This window comes from Micromonospora sp. NPDC007230 (genome assembly GCF_042869115.1).
GTDB lineage: Bacteria > Actinomycetota > Actinomycetes > Mycobacteriales > Micromonosporaceae > Micromonospora.
Genome location: NZ_JBIAFE010000002.1, coordinates 483,555 through 504,389, shown reverse-complemented (window position 1 = coordinate 504,389; position 20,835 = coordinate 483,555). Strand labels below are relative to the sequence as shown.

The window sequence follows — 20,835 nt, the reverse complement described above, 5'->3', positions numbered from 1 at the left end:
CGGGAGGCGTGGCGCCGGGCGTACGCGGGGGAGCGGGTGGAGGTCGCCTGCCGGGGCGGCGTCGGGCGGACCGGCACCGCGCTCGCCGCGCTCGCCGTCCTCGACGGGCTCGCCCCCGGGCGGGGGGGGGGCGGGGGGCGCCCCCCCCCCCCCGGGCGGGGGGGGGGGGCGGGGGGGGGGGCCGCCCCGGGCGGCCCGCGGGGGGGGGGGGGGGGCCCCGGCGGGCGCGGGGGGGCCCCCCCCCCCCCCCCCGCCCGAAGTGATCGTCGAGGTCGCCCTGGGTACGAAGATCTGCGCCGTCCTGCGGCGGAGACGACCGACGCCTAGCGTGGGCGACAGGAGAGGCGAACCTTCGGACGACCGGGAGGTCAGCGCATGGCCAGGCACGACGAGCCCAACGAGTACGGCTTCGCCGGGGAGACCACCGCTCCCGAGCCACCGCCCGGCGCGCGCCCCGACGAGCAGGACCGGGCCGAGGCGGTCGCGGTGCCGGCTGACGACCTCATGGAGCCGTACGCCGAGGCGGTCGAGGAGGAGACCGAGGAGCGGGGAGAGCCCGAGGAGGAGCGTACGGCCGACCGCCGGCGCTGATCGGCCACGCCGCCCGCGCTACGTGGTCCGCTCCTGGTAGACGTCCGGGATGCCGTCGCCGTCGGCGTCCCGGCTCTCCCGCTCCGAGATCCGCCGGTACACCCGGTTGCGGCGCAGCAGCACGGTCGAGGCCAGCGTGGCCGCGATCAGCGAGCCGAGCAGCACGGCCGTCTTCACCCGGTCGTCCTCCGGGCTGCCGGCGCCGAAGGCCAGCTCACCGATGAGCAGCGAGACGGTGAAGCCGATGCCGGCCAGCAGCGCCAGCCCGAGCAGGTCCGCCCAGGTGATCTCCTCGTCGAGTTCGGCCCGGGTGAACCGGGCGAGCAGGAACGTCGAGCCGAACACGCCGACCGTCTTGCCGAGCACCAGACCGGCGGCGACCCCGAGCACGACCGGGTCGGTGAGCACCGCGCCCAGGTCGACGTCGACCAGCGACACGCCGGCCGCGAAGAACGCGAAGACCGGCACCGCCAGGCCCGCCGACACCGGCCGCCACCTGTGCTCCAGCCGCTCCGCCAGCCCCGGTCCGCCGGCCCGCGAGGGCAGCACGGGCACGGTGAAGCCGAGCAGCACCCCGGCGACCGTGGCGTGCACCCCGGAGGCGTGCACCAGGGCCCAGGCGAGCCCGGCGAGCGGGATGAGCGCCCACCACCAGGTCCGCCGCCGCTGCACCAGCAGCGCGAAGACGGCGATCGGCGCCAGCGCCGCGAGCAGCGGCAACGGGCGGAAGTCGGCGGTGTAGAAGACGGCGATGATGATGATCGCGAAGAGGTCGTCGACCACCGCGAGGGTGAGCAGGAAGGCGCGCAGCCCCTGCGGCAGGTGTGAGCTGACCACTGCCAGCACGGCGAGGGCGAAGGCGATGTCGGTGGCGGTGGGAATGGCCCAGCCGCGCAGTCCCGCCCCGCCGGTGGAGAGGACCACCGCGACGTAGCAGAGGGCGGGCACCAGCATGCCCCCGATCGCGGCGACCACCGGCACGGTCGCCCGCCGTGGGTCCCGCAGGTCCCCGGCCACGAACTCGCGTTTGAGCTCCAGGCCCACCACGAAGAAGAAGATCGCCAGCAGGCCGTCCGCGGCCCACGCGGCGAGGTCGAGGTCCAGGTGCAGCGCCCCGCCGCCGGGCCACGGCACCCAGCGGCCCAGTTCCGCGTACGCGGACCGCCAGGGGGAGTTGGCCCAGGCCAGCGCGATCACCGCACCGAGCAGCAGCAACCCGCCGCCCACCGTCTCGGTACGCAGCACGTCGGCCAGGAAGCGTGCCTCCGGCCAGGAACGACGGGAGAGGAGGCGTTCGGGCAGGCGGGTGTGCGGGGTGCGGTTGGTCATGCGGTGTCCAACTCCGGCTCGTCGACGGCAAGGAACTCGCCGACCAGACTTCCCGGCACACCGGGTTCGACCCTATCCCGGCGGCGGCGGCAGTGCCGATCCGGGCCGGTGGGACGCTTCGCTCAGCCGGGCGGTAGCGCCCACCACGCCCGGCTCAGCGCTGCCCGGGCAGCACCGGCAGCGACGCGTGGACGTGGTCGCAGAGCGCCGCCAGCCGCTTGACCAACTCGTCCGGGTCGGCGTACGGGTCCAGCCCGCGTACCTCCTCGGGGGCGAGCGACGGCACCGCCACGTGTGAGATGAGCGGGTGCAGCGGCCGGCTGTCCGCCTCGTCGGCGCCGAACAGGTGCTCGTGCAGCTTCTCGCCCGGCCGCAGCCCGGTGTAGACGATGTCGACCGGGTGGTCCGCCTCGGCGGCGAGCCGGCGGGCGACGTCGGCGATGCGTACCGGCTCGCCCATGTCGAGCACCAGCGCCTCACCGCCGCGGCCGATGGTGGCCGCCTGGAGCACCAGGTGCACCGCCTCCTGCACGGTCATGAAATAGCGGGTCACCTCCGGGTGCGTGACGGTGATCGGCACCCCGGCCCGGATCTGCGCCTGGAACGCGGTGAGCACGGAGCCGCGGCTGCTGAGCACGTTGCCGAAGCGGACGCTCAGGTACGCCCCGCCGAGCTGGTCGGCGAAGTGGGCGGTGAGCCGCTCGGTGATCCGCTTCGAGTAGCCGAGCACGCTGGTCGGGTTGGCCGCCTTGTCGGTGGAGATGTTGACGAACTCCGCGATGTCCCGGCACGCCTCCAGGACGTTGAGGGTGCCCAAGACGTTGGTCTTGATCGCCTCGCCGGGGTGCCGCTGGAGCATGGTGAGGTGCTTGAGGGCCGCCGCGTGGAAGACCACGTCCGGCTGCCGGTCGGCGATGATCCGGGCGATGCCCTCGGCGTCGCGGATGTCGGCCAGGATCAGCTCCGGGCCGTCCAGCAGCGCCCGCCCGTGCAGGGACATCTGCAGGGCGTGCAGGGCTGACTCGTCCCGGTCGAGCATCATCAACTCGCCCGGCTCGCAGCGGGCGATCTGCCGGCACAGCTCGGAGCCGATGGAGCCGCCGGCGCCGGTGACCAGGATCCGCCGCCCGGCCAGGCCGCTGCGTTCCACGGTCAGTTCGGCCACCCGCTGCGCCCGTCCGAGCAGGTCGGTGAGCTGCATGTCCCGGACGTCGGTGACCGCGACCGGGCGGTCGAGCAGCTCGCGGACCGGGGGCAGCACCTTGAACGCGGCGCCGGCCTGGAGCGTGCCGGCGCGCACGTCCCGCAGCAACGCCGCGTCCGAGCCGCTCATCGAGAAGATCACGGTGCCGGCCCGGGTCGCCCGCACCGCCGAGCCGATCTGCTCCCGGCCGCCCAGCACCCGCAGCCCCTCCAGGCGCAGCCCCCGGTTGGCGGGGTCGTCGTCGAGCAGGCCCACCGGTTGGTACCGGCCCTGCGGATCGCTGAGGAGCACCCGGACCAGGCGCTCGCTGGCCGCGTCCACGCCGTAGACCAGGCACCGTTCCGCGGCGCGGACCGGCCGGCGGTGTCGTTCCTGCCGGGTCCGCCAGGCGGCGCGGCCGGCGGCCATCAGCACCAGGGCGACCGCGCCGCCGAGCAGCGGGGTGGTGGCCGGTGTCGGCCGTTCGGTCCACGGCAGCAGCAGCAGGCAGGCCAGTGTGGCCAGCGCGGCGGTCGCGGCCCGGCCGGCCAGCCCGCGGGCCTCGCCGGCACTGCCGATCGGGTGCCGCCCGTACAGCCGGAAGCGAAGCAGGGTGAGCACCGCGTACAGCGCGGCGCAGCCGAGCGCCACGGTCAGCACCCGGACGCCGCGGACGGCGGTCAGCTCGAACTCGTAACGGGTCCACGCCGCGCCGAGAAATCCGCCGCACCACGCGGCGGTGTCCAGCGTTAACAGAGACAGGGTGGCCGTGCGGCGGGTGACCCAGTCGCGGGGCCGGGCGGCGGCGGTTGCTTCGCGATCCATGGATGTCCTCTGCGTCCGAACCGGGAATGGAAGGATTTAGACCGTATGAGCGCTTCTAGTCGTTTACATTCGTCCGGTCGCTTACTGTGATGTATACGCGTTTTCGATCCTGGCATGGCAACTGGGCGCTTTAGGGGGCTTTCGTGCAGTTTCATCGGCTGATCGGCGTGTCGCGAGGGGGAGCGTGATGGACGTTCTCAGCTACCTGCGGCTGGTCCGACGCCACTGGTGGATCGTTCTGGTCACCGTGATGGTCGCCGTGGGGGCGGCCGCTCTGATCACGGTCCGCACCCCACCCAGCTATCAGGGCTCGGTGACCTTCTTCGTCACCACGCCCAGCCAGGGGGTCACCGACGCCTACCAGGGCGGCCTCTTCCTCCAGCAGCGGGTGAAGTCCTACGCCGACCTGCTGACCAGCGACCGGCTGGCGCAGAGCGTGGTGACGGAGAGCCCGCTCGGGCTCACCGCCGACCAGGTGCAGCGCCGGATCAGCACCTCCACCGAGGCCGGCACGGTGCTGCTGAAGGCCACCTTCACCGACACCGACCAGACCCGGACGCTGCAGACCACCGAGGCGCTCTCCGCCAAGTTCGTGGAGCTGGTGCGGAAGGTGGAGACGCCCCCGGACGGCAAGTCGCCACCAGTCAAGATCGAGATCGTGAGCGGCCCCCGGGTGACCTCCAGCCCGGTGGCGCCGCAGCCGGCGCGCAACCTGGTCATCGGCGGACTGCTGGGCCTGCTGCTCGGCGCGGGGCTGGCCGTGCTGCGGGGCGTCGCCGACGTCCGGATGCGGGACGCGGCCGCGCTCCAGCGGGTGACCGGCAGCCCGCTGCTGGGCGAGATCCCGTTCGAGTCCGGGGCCAAGGCGGCTCCACTGATCGTGGGCGAGGCGGCCAACTCGCCCCGCGCCGAGGCGGTCCGCAAACTCCGCACCAACCTGCGCTTCGTGGACGTGCACGAGCCGGCCCGGGTCATCGCGGTCACCAGCGCCCTGCAGGGCGAGGGGAAGACCACCATGGCCTGCAACACGGCGATCGCGCTGGCCGAGGCGGGCTGGCGGGTGCTGCTCATCGACGCCGACCTGCGCCGTCCCAAGGTCGCCGACTACCTCGGCGTCGACGGTGGGGTGGGCCTCACCGACGTGCTGGTGGGTGACGTCCAGGTGGGCGACGTGGTGCAGCGGTGGGGCGACAAGTCGTTGCTCGTGCTCCCGAGCGGCGCCACCCCGCCCAACCCCAGTGAGCTGCTCGGCTCCAAGGCGATGGCGGACCTGCTGGTCGCCCTGCGGGAGTCGGCGGACATCGTGGTCATCGACACCGCGCCGCTGCTCGCCGTCACCGACGGCGTGGTGGTGGCCGTGCAGGCGGACGGCGCGCTGCTGGTCACCCAGCAGGGGCGGACCTCGCGCAGCCAGGTGGCCGCCGCGTCCCGGGCACTGCACTCGGTGTCGGTGCGCCTGCTCGGCTGCGTGCTGAACATGGCCAAGGTGGCCCGGGCGGACGCCTACCAGTACGAGGCGTACAAGGTGGTCGTTCCGCCGGCCGCGTCGTCCGTACCCACCGACCGGGCGGGTGTCGCCCGGCGCGGCGAGCCCGGGGCGCCGCTGGGCGACCGCACCCAGGAACTCACCCGGCTGTCCCGATGAGTGCCAGCACGGGTCGGATCGACCGCTCGATCTCCTCCGCGCAGCGCCGGAAGTCGGCGGGTGAGCCACCGATCGGGTCGCCCAGGTCGTCCGCGTCGAGGGTGGCGGGTTGCAGCCGCCCCCGGGCGCGGGCGGCCGCCGCCACCGCCACGCGGAGCGGGGATCCGCTGGCCCCGGCGGGGGCCTCGGCCGCGGCGGCCAGCCGGGCGAACTGGCGAAGGGTGAAGGTCCGGTGCAGCGCCGCCGGGGCCAGCGCGGTGCAGACGGAACGCTGTCGCCGGGTGGCGGTCAGCACCAGCGTGGCCCGGGTCAGATGCTCCGGGCGCAGCCGCCGGGTGCGGAACGCCGCCGGGTCCGCGCCGGTCCCGGCCGCGACCGCGCCGGCGTACGGGTGCATGGTCCCGCCGTCGACGGCGTCGGTGCCCGCACTGGTCACGGTGACCGGGAGATCGCGGAGCAGCCGCCGGGCGAGGAACTCGGCCATGGGGGACCGGCACAGGTTGGCGTGGCAGACGAAGAGCACCCCGTCGACCATCTGCACCCCTCTCGTCGGCACGGTGGCGCGGCTGAACGCCGCGACGGCGGAATTCCGGCGATCGCGGCCGGACGCAGAGGGGATGCGTGCATGGTACGGGGTGCGTCGGGTCGGGCGCCGGGATACCGCACCGGGAGCGCGGCCATGAAGATCGGCATTCTGTCCTACCACTTCCCGCCGGAGCCGGCGTTCATCCCGGGCAGCCTCGCCGAGGAGTTGGCCGCCCGGGGGCACGAGGTACGCGTGCTCACCGGTTTCCCGGACTACCCGGGCGGTCACGTCTATCCGGGCTGGCGGCAGCGGTGGCGGCACCAGACGCACAGCGAGCGGCTGACCGTCCGCCGGGTGCCCCGGTACGCCGGCGGCGACGGCTCAGCCGGGGCGCGGATGGCCAGTTGGCTCTCCTTCGCCGGCAGTGTGGCGCTGACCGGCCGCCGCTACCTCGGTGACGTCGACGCCCTGTACGTCTTCCAGCTGCCGGCGGCCACCTTCGCCGCGGCCGCCCTGGTCCGGCTGCTCGGCCGGGTACCGACCGTGCTGCACGTGCAGGACGTCTGGCCGGAGGAGGACTCGGCCCGGCCCGACGAGGGCCGCCGGTGGTCGGGGCGGCTCGGCGCCACCCTGCGGCGGATCTATCAGGAGGCCGGCGGCATCGCCGTCACCGCGCCGTCCATGCGGGACCTGGTCGTCTCCGCCGGCGCCGACCCGGACCGGGTGCGGGTGGTGCTCAACTGGACCGACGAACGGATCTTCCGGCCGACCGAGCCCAGCCCCGCCGCCCGGGAGCTGATCCGCCGCGACGGCCGGTGCGTGGTGATGCACGCGGGGACGATCGGCGTACGGCAGGGCCTGGAGACCGCGGTGCGGGCGGCGGCCGCGCTGGACGACCGGATGGATCTGGTCCTGGTGGGTTCCGGAGCGGAGGAGCGGCGGGTGCGGGGGCTCGCCGCCGAGCTCCGGGCGAACAACGTCCGCTTCGTGGAGCGACGCTCGCCGCTGGACATGCCGGCGCTGTACGCGGCGGCCGACTACCAGCTCGTCATGCTGCGCGACCTGCCCGAGTTGCGCGGGATGGTGCCCGGCAAGCTCCAGGCCGCCCTCTCCTGTGCCTCTCCGGTGGTGGCTTCGGCCGGTGGCGACACGGTGGCGCTCGTGGAGCGGGCCCGGGCCGGGTTGTCCTGCCCGCCGGAGGACTGGGCCGCGCTGGCGGACCGGTTCTGGCTGGCGTCGACGATCCCGCCGCCCGCCCGGGTCGACATGGGCCGCCGGGGACGGGACGCCTACCTGCGGGAGATGTCGCTGCGGGCCGGCGTCGACCGGATCGAGCAGATGCTCCAGGACGTCTCGGCGCCGGCGCGCGCCCGCCGATAGAGGCGAACCGATATCACAAACCAGGACGCGAAGCAGCAAACTGCCTGATATCTGGCCGATTCTGTGCTGTTTCGTGCTAGAAAGCGATGCATCGACAAGTCTGTCCGATTCGGTCCTGGGAGAGTGGTGTGGGGGAGAGCGGTGTGTCGCGTGGTCGGCGGCCAAGGTCCCGACGGCGGACCCGGGCCCGGGTCCGGCGCGTCCTGCTCATCGGGCTGGTGGTCGTCTCGCTGCTGCTGACGCTGGGTGGTTGGGTCGGATTCCGGGGCTGGCAGGCCCGAGCCCACCTGCTCAACGCCGCCCGGTTGGCCAAGGAACTCAGCGCCCAGGTGGTGGGTGGGGATGCCGCCCGGGCCCAGCGGACCCTCGCCGCGCTCCAGGCGCAGGCGGCCGCCGCCAAGAGCGCCACCGGTGACCCGGGCTGGTGGCTCGGCCGGCAGACGCCGTACGCCGGGGACAACCTCGCCGCCGTACGCCGGATCGCGGTGACGGTGGACGACCTCGCCCGACTCGCCTTCCCGACCCTGCTCCGGATCGACCTCGCCTCGCTGGTGCCGAAGGAGGGGCGGCTCGACCTGGCCCGGCTGCGCGCCGTGTCCGCCGAGGTGTCCGCGGCGGATCGAGCGGTGCGGGAGACGACCGAGCGGCTGCGGGCGGTGCCGACCGACGAGCTCGTCGGGCAGGTGCGCGACGCGTTGACCGGGCTGCGTGCCGAACTCGACCGGCTCGCCGGCCTGACCTCCGCCGCGGACCAGGGAGCCCGGCTGCTGCCGCCGCTGCTCGGCGCCGACGGCCCCCGCCGCTACCTGCTGGTGTCGCAGAACCCCGCGGAGTTGCGCGCCACCGGCGGGATGTTCGGCGCGTACGCCGTGATCAGCGCCGACGGCGGCAAGATCCGGATGACCGGGCAGGGCGCCTCCGCCAGCATGCAGTACTTCGACCCGCCGTTGCGGGTGGACGCGGAGATGCGCCGGCTCTGGTCCGACCTGCCGGGGACCTTTCCGGCGGACGTCAACCTCAGTCCCGACTTCCCGACCGCGGCGGCGCTCTACCGGGAGATGGTCCGCCGGCGCACCGGGACCACGGTGGACGGGGTGCTGGCGGTGGATCCGGTGGTGCTGTCGTACCTGCTCGGCGTCATCGGGCCGGTGGCGGTGCCCGGCCGCCCGTCCCTGGCGGCGAACACCGTGGTCCGGACGCTGCTCAGCGACTCCTATCGGGACCTGGACGTGCAGGCCCAGGACGCGTACTACGCGCAGGCGGCGTCGGCGGTGTTCGACACCCTCTTCACCAAGGCGCCCAATCCCCGCGAAGTTTTGACCGTTTTCACCCGTTCTATTGCCGAACGTCGGATATTGTTCTGGAGTGTCCATCCCGAGGAGCAGCGCGTCCTGGGCGACAGCCCGTTGACCGGGAGCCTCCCCGAGAAGGACACCGTGCCGACGGTCGGCGTCTTCCTCAACGACGGCAGCGGCGCGAAGCTCGGCTACTACCTGAGGTTCTCGGCCAACCTGACGGTCGGCGACTGCCAGTCCGACGGGCGTCGAGAGCTCCGGCTGCGCGTCACGGTGCACTCCACCGCGCCGCGGTCGGGCCTGGACAAGTCGGTCACCGGCGCCGCCCTCGCCGGCGACCCCTACACGGCCCGCACCTTCGTGTCGGTGTACAGCCCGACCGGCGGGGCCGTGCTCGGCGGCCGGCTCGACGGGCGGGACACCGCGATGGGCAGCGGGACCGACCGTCGCCGCCAGGTCACCGTGGCGAACGTCGAGGTCAAGCCGGGACAGACCCGGACCCTCGACGCCACGCTGCTCACCGGGCAGACCGGCGCCGGCACGGCCGAGCTGGTAGTCACCCCCACCGTCACCCCATGGACCACCCAAGTTGTTACCGCACCAAGCTGTGACCAGTAGGAGGGAATCCACATGCGGCTATCCCGCATCATCATGGCGCTCACGGTCGGCCTGACCGTGGCGGCCGCGCCGACCGCGGCCGGGGCGGCGCAGCCGCAGCCACCGGTCTATCCGCCGCCCGTCACCAAGCTGACGGTCAACCCGCCCACCATCAGGCTCGGCGAAACCTTCACGCTCAAAGGCACTGGCTTCGCGCCCAACGAGAGAGTGGACCATCGTGTCGCCATCTCGGCGTTGCCGCAGGCCGCGCCCGCCCACGGAACGGCGCGGCGCAGCGACGGCACCACCGTGGCGCTGGCGAACGTGTCCTACGCGCAGGCGCAGCCGCAGCCGGCACCGCTGGAGTTCACGGTGACCGCCGACGGCGCTGGCAACTTCACTGTCACCTACCGGCCGAACCGGCCGGGGCGGTACACCTTCACCGCCACGGGTGAGACCTCCGACCGGGTTGCCACCGCAACGGGTACGGTCCTCCCGCCGAAGCCGCATCGACCGCCGCACAAGGATGAGAACCTCCCGGTGACCGGTTCCAGCCTCAGCACACCGATGAAGCTCGGCGGTGGCATGGCCGGTGCGGGTGTCGTCCTGCTGCTGCTCTCCCTGGCCTGGCGTCGTCGCGGCCGCCTCGGGATGGGCTCGCGCTGACCGAGGCGCACCGGGCAGAGCCCGGACCTCGACTGGGTGCCCGCCGGACCACGTCCGGCGGGCACCCAGGCGTGCGGGGCCAACGGGCCGGCACGGGCCGGGCGGCAGCCGGCACAATGGCCCGATGAACACGGGCGAGCGCTGGACCGACCGCGCCGGGCTGGTCGTGCTGCCCGGCGGCGCCTCCGTACGCGGCCGTCGGATCGGCGCGCCCGCCGCGCCGGCCGACTTCGCCCTGCTGCTGGCCGACGGTCCGACACCGGCCTGGCCGTACCGCCGGGTCCGCTGGCCCGACTTCTGGGTGCCGCTCGACTCCGCCGACGCGCGGGACGCGCTGCGGGAGGCGTGGCGCCGGGCGTACGCGGGGGAGCGGGTGGAGGTCGCCTGCCGGGGCGGCGTCGGGCGGACCGGCACCGCCCTCGCCGCGCTCGCCGTCCTCGACGGGCTCGCCCCCGCGCGGGCGGTGGCCTGGGTCCGCGCCCACCACCACCCGCGCGCCGTGGAGACCCCGTGGCAGCGGTGGTGGCTGCACCGGCTGCCCTGAGCCGCCGGTCCCGAGCCGGTCCAGCCGATCCACCGCCCCGGTCAGCGGTTCACGTAGCCGCGCAGGTGGCGGGCGGTGAGGGTGTCACCGTGCGCGACGAGGTCGGCGGGGATGCCGGTGAACACCACCCGCCCGCCGTCGTGGCCGGCACCCGGCCCCAGGTCCACGATCCAGTCGGCGTGCGCCATCACGGCCTGGTGGTGCTCGATGACGATGACCGTGTTGCCGGCGTCGACCAGCCGGTCCAGCAGGGCCAGCAACTGGTCCACGTCGGCCAGGTGCAGCCCGGTGGTCGGCTCGTCCAGCACGTACGTGGCGGCGTCACCGGCCAGGTGGGTGGCCAGCTTCAGCCGCTGCCGCTCGCCCCCGGACAGGGTGGTCAGCGGTTGGCCGAGACCCAGGTAGCCCAGGCCGACGTCCGTGAGCCGGTCGAGCACCGCCCGGGCGGTGCCGGTGGGAAAGAACTCGCGGGCCTCGGTGACCGACATGGCCAGCACCTCGCTGATGTTCCTGCCGCGCAGCCGGTAGGTCAGCACCTCGGCGGTGTAGCGGCGGCCCTCGCAGTCCTCGCAGACCGAGGCGACCCCGGCCATCATCGCCAGATCCGTGTAGACCAGCCCGATCCCCTTGCAGGTGGGGCAGGCGCCCTCGGAGTTCGCGCTGAACAGCGCCGCCTTCACCCCGTTGGCCTTGGCGAAGGCGGTGCGGATCGGGTCGAGCAGCCCGGTCCAGGTGGCGGGGTTGCTGCGCCGCGAGCCCCGGATAGCGGACTGGTCCACCACGATCACCCCGGCCCGCCCGGACAGCGAGCCGTGGATCAGCGAACTCTTGCCGGAGCCGGCCACGCCGGTCACCACGGTCAGCACGCCCAGCGGGAGGTCCACGTCGACGTTGCGCAGGTTGTGCAGGTCGGCACCGCGGATGGGCAGGTGGCCGGTGGGCCGGCGGACCCGCTCGCGCAGGGCGACCCGGTGGTCCAGGTGCCGGCCGGTGCGGGTGTCGGCCCGGCGCAGCCCGGCGACGTCACCCGCGTAGCAGATCCGCCCGCCGGCCGTCCCGGCGCCCGGGCCGAGATCGACCACGTGGTCCGCGATGGCGATGGTCTCCGGCTTGTGCTCGACCACCAGGACCGTGTTGCCCTTCTCGCGCAGCCGCAGCAGCAGGTCGTTCATCCGGGCGATGTCGTGCGGGTGCAGGCCGACGGTGGGCTCGTCGAAGACGTACGTGACGTCGGAGAGGCTGGAGCCGAGATGGCGCACCATCTTCACCCGTTGCGCCTCGCCGCCGGAGAGCGTGCCGGACTCCCGGTCCAGGCTTAGGTAGCCGAGCCCGATCTCGACCAGCGAGTCCACCGTCTCGCGTAGGTTGCCGACCAGCGGTGCCACCGCCGGATCGTCCAGCCCGTGGAGGAACTCGGCCAGGTCACTGATCTGCATCGCCGCGCACTCGACGATGGTCCGGCCGGCGACCCGCACCGAGCGGGCCGCGGCGTTGAGCCGGCTGCCGGCGCAGTCGCCGCAGGTGGTGAAGGTGACCGCCCGGTCGACGAAGGCCCGGATGTGCGGCTGCATCGACTCCCGGTCCTTGCTGAGGTAGAGCCGGCGCACCTTGACCGCGAGGCCCTCGTACGTCCAGTTGTTGCTGCCCATCTTGATCTTCGTGGCCGGCTTGTGCAGGAAGTCCTGCCACTGCTCCGGCGTGTAGTCCTGGAGCTTGACATCCGGGTCGAACAGGCCGGAGCCCACGATGGTCTGCCAGTACCAGGAGTCGACGGCGAAGTTGGGCACCAGGATCGCCCCGTCGTTGAGCGAGCGCTCCACGTCGACCATGGCGGACACGTCCAGGTCGGAGACCCGGCCCAGGCCCTCGCAGGTGGGGCACATGCCCTCGGCCAGGTTGAAGCTGAACGCCCCCGCACCGCCGATGTGCGGCGTGCCGAGCCGGCTGAACACGATCCGCAGCATCGCGTACGCGTCCGTCGCGGTGCCCACGGTGGAGCGGGAGTTCGCCCCCATCCGCTCCTGGTCCACCGCGATGGCGGGGGTGAGGTTGCGCAGCGAGTCGACGTCCGGCCGGGACAAGCTGGGCATGAACGACTGGAGGAAGGCGCTGTAGGTCTCGTTGATCAGGCGGCGGGACTCGGCGGCGATGGTGCCGAACACCAGGGAGGACTTGCCGGAGCCGGAGACCCCGGTGAAGACGGTGAGGCGTCGCTTGGGGATGTCGACCGAGACGTCGGCAAGGTTGTTCTCCCGGGCGCCGCGTACCTCGATCATGTCGTGACTGTCGGCGGCGGACGGTGCGGACGGTGGCATGGGGACCCTTCAGCGCTCGGGGGCAGGGCGGAGCCCTGCCCGGTTCCTGGGCGGCCTGGCCGTCTCAATTCTCCCATTAACGTACCCGTGGAGAGTTCGGCCGTACATTGAGCGCGACCTGCGCCCGGCTTCCTCCCAAAAGTCTCAACCGGGGTGGAAGCGATAGGCTGCCGGCCGTGGCGACCCACCCGGAGCGGAGACTGCGCGCGGTCGACCTCGCGGCCGGGGCCGGCATCTCCGTGCAGCAGGTCCGCAACTACGTCGACCTCGGAGTGCTGCCGCCGGTCTCGCGTACCGAGAGCGGCTACCGGATCTTCACTGAGGCACACGCGCGGGCGCTGGCGGTGGCCCGCCGGCTGGCCGATGGGCACGGCTGGGCCCGTACCCGCCAGGCGATGGCCGCCGTCCACCGCGGCGACGTGTCGGCGGCGTTGGCGGCGGTGGACGCCGGGCACGCCGAGCTGGAGCGGGAGCGGGCCGAGATCGGCCGCGTGGTCGCCGCCTTCGACACGGTGGCCGGCAGCGCCGGCCCGGCGCCCCGGCGCCCGTTGCGCATCGGCGCGGTCGCCGAACTGGCCGGCGTCCGCACCTCCCGCCTGCGGCTGTGGGAGGAGCGCGGCCTGCTGCGCCCGGCGCGGCAGCGGGGCACCGGCTACCGGGTGTACGACGCCGCCGAGGTACGCGCCGCACAGGTCGTGGCGTTGCTGCGCCGCGGCGGCTACCCCTACGAGATCGTCGAGGCGGTCCTCGGCGAGCTGCGTTCCACGGGCAGCCCGCAGCGGGTCCGCGCCGAGCTGGCCCGGCGTGAGCAGGACCTGCACCGGCGCAGCCTGCGCCGGCTGCGCTCCTCCGCCGCGCTCCACGGCTACCTGGCGGACCTGGGCCTGGCGCCCCGCTGACCGGCCGGCTGGATCCGGCCCGACGCGGGGTCGGCCGGCCGCCGCCACGCCGTCGGCGGACGGTCCGGTGGGGCACATGCGCCGGTGACCCGACGCGACGGTGGCAGGACATGGCGTGGCGGACCCCGACGGGTGTCACCGCGAAGCGATCTTGCGGTTAGTCTCCCTGGTCATGAGAGCTCGGGTCCTGGCCGCCCTCACCGCCGCCGTCCTCCTGGGCACCGGGACGGCCGTGCCCGCCGCGCACGCCGCGCCGTCGAGACCCGGCGGGCAGGTCGCGCCGGCCGGAGCGGCCGCGCAGCTCGCTCCCGCCGCGGCGGCCGCCCGGGCGCCCGTGCCGTGCCCGAAGGCGCCGGCGCCGAAGGCGTCCCGCCCGCCCCGACCGGTGCCGCCGCCGAAGGTGCCGGCGGACCGGGTGGTGGGTGGCGAGCGGTTGGACACGCCCGGGCTGGTCGTGCCGGACGGGGCGGCCGCGCCGCCGGCGGTCACCGCCACCTCCTGGCTGGTCGCCGACCTGGACAGCGGCGCCGTGCTCGGCGCCTGCGGGCCGCACGAGTACGCCACCCCGGCCAGCACCCAGAAGCTGCTGCTCGCGGCCACCATGCTGCCGAAGCTCGACCCGAAGCAGGTGGTCACCGTGACGCGTGACGACCTGAAGATCGAACCGGGCAGCTCCGCCGTCGGCCTGCTCGTCGGCGGAAAGTACCTTGTCGAGACGGTGTGGCTCGGACTGCTGCTCAACTCCGGCAACGAGGCCGCCAATGTGCTCGCCCGGCTCGGCGGTGGCGACGACGGCGTACCCGGCGGGGTGCGGGCGATGAACGAGGAGGCCCACCGCCTCGGCGCCCGGCAGACCCATGCCGTCACCCCGTCCGGGCTCGACGGCAAGGGACAGTTCACCAGCGCGTACGACCTGGCGCTCATCGCGCGGGCCTGCTTCGCCAACCCGCTGTTCCGCCGGTACGCGCTCACCGAGCGCACCAAGATCCCGGCTCAGCCGGCCCTGAAGAAGGGCGGCTTCCAGATCCAGAACGAGAACCAGCTCATCTACCGCTACCGGGGCGCCCTCGGCGGTAAGACCGGCTTCACCCAGCTGGCCCGGCACAGCTACGTGGGCGCCGCCGAGCGCGACGGCCGGCGGCTGGTGGTCACCCTGCTCGGCGCCGAGGCCCGCCCGGTACGCGGCTGGCAGCAGGGGGCCCAGCTGCTCGACTGGGGATTCGCCCTGCCCCGGGACGCCTCGGTCGGCCGGCTGGTCGAACCCGGCGAGCTGGACGCGGCGGAGGCGGCCCCGAGCGGCTCCCCGGCCCCGTCGACCACGGTCACGCCGGCGCCCTGGCGGGGGCCGGCCGGGACCGCGCTGGCGCGGATGGCCGACGGTGACTGGCGGGTCATCGTGCCGGTCGCCGGCATCCTCGCGCTGACGATCGGCGGTCTTGTGGCCGCGCTGGTCGCCCGTCGGGGCCGCTCCCGCCGGGTCGGCCGCCGCCGCGCCTAGGACTCGGGCTTCGGGACGGCCGGCGAGCAGGCCGAGAGCGAGCCCGACGACCTGCTGCACAAGGCTCGCCCGGGCGAGCCGAGGCGCTGGCAGCCGCCGGACGGATCGGCGGCTTTGTCGCCCGACGTACGTCGCCGGGCCCTTATGGTCGGAGCATGCGGGACAGCGGCGGGGCCGGCTCCGCCGTGCGGGTCCGCCAACTCCTCGCCGACCGGGGTGTCGCGGTGCGGGCCCTCGAGCCACTGCCCGGCGACCGCCGGGGCTCCCGCCCCTGGCGGGTCACCACCGACGACGGGCGCTGCCTCTTCGTGAAGCTGACCGCCGGCCGGCAGCGGGACGCGGGCCGCCTGCGCCGCTGGTACCGGCGGCTGCGGTACCGCCAGCTCCCCGACGGCCCGCCGTACAGCACTGCGGCGCAGAAGGCCGAGCACGAGGCGGAGCTGCTCCGCCGGGCCCTGCGCGCCGGGGTGCGGGTGCCGCGCCCGGTGGACGTGACCACCGACCCGGCCGGGGAGAGCCTGCTGGTCGAGGAGTTCGCGCCCGGGCGGCCGCTGGACACGCTCCGCCCCGGCGAGTTGGGCGCGGACGCGCTCGCCGACGTCTGGCGCCAGGTGGCGCTGCTGCACCGCGCCGGGCTGGCCCACCAGGACCTGCGCGGGGGCTGCGTGCTGGTGACCGACTCCGCGGCCCGGCTGGTCGGGCTGGCCGCCGCCACCGACCGGGCCCGCCCCGACCAGCGCGCCCGGGATCTGGTCGAGCCGCTGGTCATGCTCGCCGCCCTGGCCGGCGTACGCCCCACCGTCGCGGCCGCGACCGCCCACCTGGATGAAGCCGCGGTGGCCGACTGCCTGCCCTGGCTGCAACCCGTGCTGCTGTCCCGGGCCGGGCGGCACGCGCTGGGCGCGCAGCCCGGCCTGCTCGACGAACTCCGCGACGAGATCGTCCACCGCTGTCCGGGGCGCTCCGCCCGGCCGGCCCGGGTGGTCCGGTTCACCGGCCGGGGCCTGCTCCTGGTCGTCATGCTCGCCGTCCTGGGCTACCTCGTGTTCGCCCAGTCCGCCCAGGTGGCCATGGCGCTGGGGGCGCTGCGGCACGCGATCCCGTGGGCGGTGGCCAGCTCGCTGCTCGCCGCCGCCGCGACCTACCCGATCAGCGCCCTGGCGCTGCGCCTCGCCGCGCCCGGCCGGATTCCCTTCGGTGCCACCGTGGCGGTGCAGGTGGCGTCGGCGTTCGTCAACCGGCTCGCGCCGGGCGCCGTCGGCGGGGTCGCGCTCAGCCTCCGCTACCTGCGGCGGCAGCGCCTGCCGCTGCCGGTCGCGGCCACCGCGATCGCCGTGGACCGGGCCGCGGGCGCGGTCGCCTTCGCGCTGATGCTGCCCGTCCTGGTGCCGTTCGTTCCGGGTTCCGCGCAGCACCTGGGCAGTGCGGCCGTCGGTCGGGGCCGGATCCTCCTGCTCGTGGTGCTCGCGCTGCTCGCGCTGGCCGTGGTGGCGTTCGGCGTACGCCGGTGGCGGGCCCGCGTGCGGCAGGCCCGGCGGCAGGCGCTCGAGGCCCTCCGCCTGCTCGTCCGCAGCGGGCGGATGCTGCGGCTGCTGCCGGTCGGCGCGGCGCTCACCCTGGCCTACGGGGCCGCGCTCTGGCTCGCGTTGCTCGCCGTCGGGCTGCCCTCCGCTCCGGCGCTGATCGCGCCCGTGGTGCTGGTCTCCGCGCTCGGCGAGGGCGTTGCCTCCGTCGCGCCGACGCCCAGCGGGCTGGGCGCCACCGAGGCGGCCCTGGTTTCCGGGCTGCTGCTCTACGGGGTGCCGGTGCACACCGCGGTCGCCGGGGTGCTGATCTACCGGCTGGCCACCTTCTGGCTGCCGGTGCTGCCCGGGTACGTGGCCCTGCGCCTGTTGGTCCGGCGACGGGCCATCTGAGGGCGGACGCGTGGACGTCGTGGCCCTGGGTATGCGCGGCGACATGGAGAGCGCCGGACGGATCGTGGTGGTCTCCGCGGACATCGGCGCGGGCCACGACACGGCCGCCGCCGAGCTGACGCGGCGGCTGCGCCGCCGGGGCTTCGTGGTGGACCGGCTGAACTTCCTGGAGGCGCTGCCCCGCCCGACGCGCTGGGTCGTCCGGGAGGCCTACCGGGGCATCCTGCGCTGGCTGCCGTGGGGGTACGACGCGCTCTTCGCCCTCACCAGCCGGTCCCGGCTGTCCGTTTCGGTGCTCCGCGGGCTGCTCCGGCCGCTCCGGGGCCGGATGCGCCGGTCGATCCCGCCGGACACCCGGGTGGTGGTGACGACCTACCCGTTCGCCAACCAACTCCTCGGACCGCTGCGCCGGCACGGGCGGCTGGCCGTCCCGCTCCTCACCTATGTGACCGATTTCGTCGTCCATCCCAGCTGGCTGTGCGAGGGCGTGGACGTCTACTGCGCGGTACGGCACACCGAGCTGCAGCCCGCGGACGACGTCGACCTCACGCTGGTCCAGCCGCTCGTGTCGCGGGCCTTCGCCAGCTCGACCGCCGTCGGCCAGCGGCCGGCCCGGCAACGCTCCGGCCTGCCGCCGGACGACCGGCTGGCCCTGACCGTGGCGGACGCCGGGGGAGCGGGGGAGGTGGAGGGCACCAGCAGGGCGGAGGTCGCCGCGGCCGAGCGGGACGATCCGGCGAGCCTGGTCGCCGAGGTGGCGAGCCGGGCCGGGAGCGCCGGAGTGGACGACCGCAGCCACCGGCTGGTCGACTCGGTCGGCGACGCGGTCGCCGTGGTGGCCGCGCTGCTGCAGTCCACCGGCGGTCTCCGGTGAGCGCCCGACCCGTCGCCTGGGCCGCGGCGGCAGCGCTGCCGGCGGTGCAGGTGGCGCCGGTCGTGACCGCGCTGCCGGCCGTCCGGCGGCGGTTCCTGCCCGGCCTGCACGGGGTGGGTCCGCCGGACCGGGTGGCGCTGACCTTCGACGACGGGCCCGACCCGGAGTCCACCCCGCGGTTCCTGGAGGTGCTGGCCGCGCACGGGGTGCGGGCCACCTTCTTCCTGCTCGGAGTGATGCTCCAGCGGGCCCCCGAGCTCGGCCGGGAGATCGTCGCCGCGGGTCACGAGGTGGCGGTGCACGGGTGGGCGCACCACAACCTGCTGCTGCGCGGGCCCGCCGCGACCGTACGCGACCTGGCGCGCGCCCAGGCGCTGATCGCCGGCGTGACCGGCCGGACGCCCCGCTTCCTGCGCCCGCCGTACGGCGTGCTGACCGGCGCGACCCTGCTGGCGGCGCGCCGGCTGCGGCTGGAGCCGGTGCTGTGGAGCTGCTGGGGCCGGGACTGGACCCGTAAGGCCACCGGCGACACCGTGTACGCCACCGTCCGCTCCGGACTCTCCGGCGGAGGCACGATCCTGCTGCACGACTCCTCGTGCTCCGCCGCGCCGGGCGCCTGGCGGGCCGCGCTGGCCGCCCTGCCCCGGTTACTGACGGAGTGCCACCGCCAGGGCTGGACGGTCGGGCCGCTGGGGGCACACCGGGACGCGACGCGGTGACCCTGGCCACCCTTTCCAGGATTTCGCACCCGGCTCCAGGCGGCGACGCTGGTAGACAGGGCGAGGTGGGGAAGAGACGAAGCGGCGGCGTTCGCGTGGGGGCGATCGCGGTGGTGCTGGTCGCCGCGCTCACCGCCTGCCAGCGCCCCGCGCCGCAGCCCACCCCGGCACCCACCCCGTCGCCGACCCCGTCGGCCGGACCACGCGCGCCGGCCGACTTCGTCGACCTCGCCGCCGTGGACCCGGGCATCCGCACCGATATCCGGTACGTCACCGCGCACAACTTCGTCGGCCGGCCGATCACCGGCTATGCCGAACCGCTGTGCCTGCTCACCCGGACGGCCGCCGAGGCGCTGCACCGGGTCCACGCCGCCGCCCTCGCCGAGGGCCGCAGCCTCAAGGTGTACGACTGCTACCGCCCGCAGCGGGCGGTGGACGACTTCGTCGCCTGGGCGAGGACCCCCGGGGAGCAGCAGATGAAGGCCGAGTTCTATCCCGACGTGCCCAAGACCAGGCTCTTCGCCGACGGCTACATCGGTGCGCCGACCGCGCACAGCCGGGGCAGCACCCTCGACCTGACCCTGGTCCCGGTGCCGACCCCGGACCAGCCGGCGTACGTGCCGGGGCAGCCGCTGCAACCCTGCACCGCGCCCGCGGGGCGCCGCTTCCCGGACAACTCGGTCGACATGGGCACCGGGTTCGACTGCTTCGACCCGCGCGCCCACACCGCCGACGCCCGGATCACCGGTCCGGCGCGGGCCGAGCGGCAGCTGCTCAAGCGGCTGATGACCGCGCAGGGCTTCGAGAACTATCCCCGGGAGTGGTGGCACTACCGCTACCGCGACGAGCCGTACCCGGACACGTACTTCGACTTCCCGGTGGCCCGGTCGTCGCTGCGGTGAGCGCCGCCCCGGCGGGAGGCGGCGCCCACCGCGGCGGTCACAGGATGCCGCGGGCGGCGAACGCGGCGCGGGTCGCGTTCGCAGCCTGGGCGCCGTAGAGCCGCTGCGCGGCGGCCACGGTCGCCAGCGCCGCGTCCCGGAAGGTGGTGTCCTTGGCGAAGTCGAACTGCGCGTCCACGATCAGCGTGGTCGCCGTGCGGTCGCCGAGGGCGGTGCGGATGTCCCACAGCGCCCGCGACCAGATCTCCCCGTCGGCGTGCACCTCGCCCCGCAGGTCGGCGGGGTAGACCTTGGTGCCGTCGAGGCGGCGCAGGCAGTGCGGGGCGGTCCGGGTGTACGAGACGGAGTCCCAGTCGGCCACGCAGGCCTCCGGCGTCCGGGTCGGCGCCCCGGTTGCCCAACTGGTCACCGCGACCGCCAGGTAGTCGCCGAACGCCTCGCCGATCGCGCCGGACTCGAGCGTGGTGCCGAAGCCGGGCACCTGGCCGTCCTGCACCGAGTGGCCGTACTCGTGGACGATCACCTCGGCGTCCTCGGCGTCGTCCACCCCGCCCTTGCCCAGGGTGATGTTGGCCTTGTCCTCGCGGAAGAACGAGTTGTCGCCGCCGTACTGGCCGATGCGCAGCTCGATCTGCCGCTGGTTGACCGGGCGTAGCGGGCTGCCGAAGCCCAGCGACTGCAGGTACGCCTGGGCGGTGTTCACCCAGTGGTAGCCCATGACCTGCTCGAACTGGTCGACGTCGCGGTGCCACGCCGGGAACGCGCCGTCGACCGCCCGGGCCGGCGTGCCGGTGCTGCTCTTGACCACGACGTACTTCCCGGTCAGCGTGCCGGAACCGTCCAGGTTGGTCAGCAGCGCCGACCGGTACGCCCCGGCCAGCGCTGGGTAGTCCGCGTCCTTCTGGTCGGTCAGCGACTGGTCGCCGAGTTGCTGCACGGGGTTCGGGGCGAAGACCGTCGCGGTGGCGGTGTGGCCGTAGGGATCGGCGGCCGCCTGGACGGTCGTGCCGCCGGCGGCGAGCGCCGCGGTGACCGCCGAGGCGATCAGCGCGGAACGTCGGAGGTGGGGGTTCATCCATGATCCCTTCGGAGGTGGACGGATGCGCTGAGACTAAGCTCGCCCGGTACCAC

At 74.5% G+C, this 20,835-nt stretch carries 17 protein-coding genes and 1 pseudogene; 13 read left to right on the top strand and 5 right to left on the bottom strand.

What is annotated here, in order from left to right:
* Both ACFYML_RS05185 and ACFYML_RS05180 read left to right on the top strand, forming a co-directional pair.
* A pseudogene (locus tag ACFYML_RS05185) lies at nt 1-123 on the top strand (protein phosphatase); the annotation flags it as partial.
* 252 nt (nt 124-375) lie between these two features.
* Nucleotides 376-591 carry a hypothetical protein gene (locus ACFYML_RS05180; RefSeq protein WP_387419398.1) on the top strand — a complete coding sequence of 72 codons (216 nt, stop codon included), beginning with the start codon at nt 376-378 and terminating at the stop codon, nt 589-591.
* Nucleotides 592-609: 18 nt separating this feature from the next.
* Here ACFYML_RS05180 and nhaA read toward each other — a convergent pair whose 3' ends face one another.
* Together nhaA and ACFYML_RS05170 are read right to left on the bottom strand one after the other, a co-directional pair.
* Nucleotides 610-1,920 (bottom strand): Na+/H+ antiporter NhaA, encoded by a 1,311-nt coding sequence (gene nhaA / locus ACFYML_RS05175; RefSeq protein WP_387419397.1) that lies wholly within the window; start codon nt 1,918-1,920, stop codon nt 610-612.
* 154 nt (nt 1,921-2,074) lie between these two features.
* Nucleotides 2,075-3,928, bottom strand: coding sequence for a polysaccharide biosynthesis protein (locus tag ACFYML_RS05170; protein ID WP_387419396.1), 1,854 nt, complete (start codon nt 3,926-3,928; stop codon nt 2,075-2,077).
* Nucleotides 3,929-4,115: 187 nt separating this feature from the next.
* On the opposite strand from ACFYML_RS05170, the gene ACFYML_RS05165 reads away from it, so the two are divergent.
* The gene (locus ACFYML_RS05165; RefSeq protein WP_387419395.1) at nt 4,116-5,573 is read left to right on the top strand and encodes a polysaccharide biosynthesis tyrosine autokinase; all 1,458 of its coding nucleotides are present in this window, start codon (nt 4,116-4,118) and stop codon (nt 5,571-5,573) included.
* Here ACFYML_RS05165 and ACFYML_RS05160 read toward each other — a convergent pair.
* A complete protein-coding gene (locus ACFYML_RS05160) occupies nt 5,554-6,129 on the bottom strand; it encodes a low molecular weight phosphatase family protein (RefSeq protein WP_387419394.1) in 576 nt (191 codons plus the stop codon). The two genes, ACFYML_RS05165 and ACFYML_RS05160, sit on opposite strands and share 20 nt — an antisense overlap.
* Nucleotides 6,130-6,252: 123 nt before the next feature.
* On the opposite strand from ACFYML_RS05160, the gene ACFYML_RS05155 reads away from it, so the two are divergent.
* From ACFYML_RS05155 to ACFYML_RS05140, 4 genes are all read left to right on the top strand, one after another.
* Nucleotides 6,253-7,479: a glycosyltransferase family 4 protein gene (locus tag ACFYML_RS05155; RefSeq protein ID WP_387419393.1), complete on the top strand. Its 1,227-nt coding sequence runs from the start codon at nt 6,253-6,255 to the stop codon at nt 7,477-7,479.
* 143 nt (nt 7,480-7,622) lie between these two features.
* Complete coding sequence (locus ACFYML_RS05150; RefSeq protein ID WP_387419392.1) at nt 7,623-9,392, top strand: DUF4012 domain-containing protein; 1,770 nt, start codon at nt 7,623-7,625, stop codon at nt 9,390-9,392.
* A gap of 57 nt (nt 9,393-9,449) precedes the next feature.
* Nucleotides 9,450-10,037, top strand: a complete 588-nt coding sequence (locus ACFYML_RS05145; RefSeq protein WP_387419391.1) for a hypothetical protein — start codon at nt 9,450-9,452, stop codon at nt 10,035-10,037.
* 124 nt (nt 10,038-10,161) lie between these two features.
* A complete protein-coding gene (locus ACFYML_RS05140; RefSeq protein ID WP_387419390.1) occupies nt 10,162-10,581 on the top strand; it encodes a protein-tyrosine phosphatase family protein in 420 nt (139 codons plus the stop codon).
* A 41-nt stretch (nt 10,582-10,622) separates the two neighbouring features.
* Here ACFYML_RS05140 and ACFYML_RS05135 read toward each other — a convergent pair whose 3' ends face one another.
* Nucleotides 10,623-12,896 carry an ATP-binding cassette domain-containing protein gene (locus ACFYML_RS05135; protein WP_387419389.1) on the bottom strand — a complete coding sequence of 758 codons (2,274 nt, stop codon included), beginning with the start codon at nt 12,894-12,896 and terminating at the stop codon, nt 10,623-10,625.
* A 176-nt stretch (nt 12,897-13,072) separates the two neighbouring features.
* On the opposite strand from ACFYML_RS05135, the gene ACFYML_RS05130 reads away from it, so the two are divergent.
* The 6 genes from ACFYML_RS05130 to ACFYML_RS05105 all read left to right on the top strand — a co-directional run bounded on the left by ACFYML_RS05130 (nt 13,073) and on the right by ACFYML_RS05105 (nt 19,704).
* Nucleotides 13,073-13,795: a MerR family transcriptional regulator gene (locus ACFYML_RS05130; RefSeq protein ID WP_387419388.1), complete on the top strand. Its 723-nt coding sequence runs from the start codon at nt 13,073-13,075 to the stop codon at nt 13,793-13,795.
* A gap of 172 nt (nt 13,796-13,967) precedes the next feature.
* Entirely contained in the window at nt 13,968-15,293 is a 1,326-nt protein-coding gene (locus ACFYML_RS05125) for a D-alanyl-D-alanine carboxypeptidase family protein (protein WP_387419387.1), read from the top strand.
* A 155-nt stretch (nt 15,294-15,448) separates the two neighbouring features.
* Nucleotides 15,449-17,209 (top strand): flippase-like domain-containing protein, encoded by a 1,761-nt coding sequence (locus tag ACFYML_RS05120; RefSeq protein ID WP_387419386.1) that lies wholly within the window; start codon nt 15,449-15,451, stop codon nt 17,207-17,209.
* 10 nt (nt 17,210-17,219) lie between these two features.
* Nucleotides 17,220-18,083 (top strand): UDP-N-acetylglucosamine--LPS N-acetylglucosamine transferase, encoded by an 864-nt coding sequence (locus ACFYML_RS05115; protein ID WP_387419385.1) that lies wholly within the window; start codon nt 17,220-17,222, stop codon nt 18,081-18,083.
* Nucleotides 18,080-18,802, top strand: coding sequence for a polysaccharide deacetylase family protein (locus ACFYML_RS05110; RefSeq protein ID WP_387419384.1), 723 nt, complete (start codon nt 18,080-18,082; stop codon nt 18,800-18,802). Before ACFYML_RS05115 ends, ACFYML_RS05110 begins: the two co-directional genes overlap by 4 nt.
* A 65-nt stretch (nt 18,803-18,867) precedes the next feature.
* Nucleotides 18,868-19,704, top strand: coding sequence for a M15 family metallopeptidase (locus ACFYML_RS05105; protein ID WP_387419383.1), 837 nt, complete (start codon nt 18,868-18,870; stop codon nt 19,702-19,704).
* Between the two features lie 37 nt (nt 19,705-19,741).
* Here ACFYML_RS05105 and ACFYML_RS05100 read toward each other — a convergent pair whose 3' ends face one another.
* A complete protein-coding gene (locus ACFYML_RS05100; protein ID WP_387419382.1) occupies nt 19,742-20,779 on the bottom strand; it encodes a M36 family metallopeptidase in 1,038 nt (345 codons plus the stop codon).
* Nucleotides 20,780-20,835: the final 56 nt, after the last annotated feature.

Coding starts and splice junctions, on each gene's coding strand:
- ACFYML_RS05140 (WP_387419390.1), top strand. CDS start 10,162: ATGAACACGGGCGAGCGCTGGACCGACCGCGCCGGGCTGGTCGTGCTG.
- ACFYML_RS05180 (WP_387419398.1), top strand. CDS start 376: ATGGCCAGGCACGACGAGCCCAACGAGTACGGCTTCGCCGGGGAGACC.
- ACFYML_RS05165 (WP_387419395.1), top strand. CDS start 4,116: ATGGACGTTCTCAGCTACCTGCGGCTGGTCCGACGCCACTGGTGGATC.
- ACFYML_RS05100 (WP_387419382.1), bottom strand. CDS start 20,779: ATGAACCCCCACCTCCGACGTTCCGCGCTGATCGCCTCGGCGGTCACC.
- nhaA (WP_387419397.1), bottom strand. CDS start 1,920: ATGACCAACCGCACCCCGCACACCCGCCTGCCCGAACGCCTCCTCTCC.
- ACFYML_RS05125 (WP_387419387.1), top strand. CDS start 13,968: ATGAGAGCTCGGGTCCTGGCCGCCCTCACCGCCGCCGTCCTCCTGGGC.
- ACFYML_RS05120 (WP_387419386.1), top strand. CDS start 15,449: ATGCGGGACAGCGGCGGGGCCGGCTCCGCCGTGCGGGTCCGCCAACTC.
- ACFYML_RS05170 (WP_387419396.1), bottom strand. CDS start 3,928: ATGGATCGCGAAGCAACCGCCGCCGCCCGGCCCCGCGACTGGGTCACC.
- ACFYML_RS05135 (WP_387419389.1), bottom strand. CDS start 12,896: ATGCCACCGTCCGCACCGTCCGCCGCCGACAGTCACGACATGATCGAG.
- ACFYML_RS05155 (WP_387419393.1), top strand. CDS start 6,253: ATGAAGATCGGCATTCTGTCCTACCACTTCCCGCCGGAGCCGGCGTTC.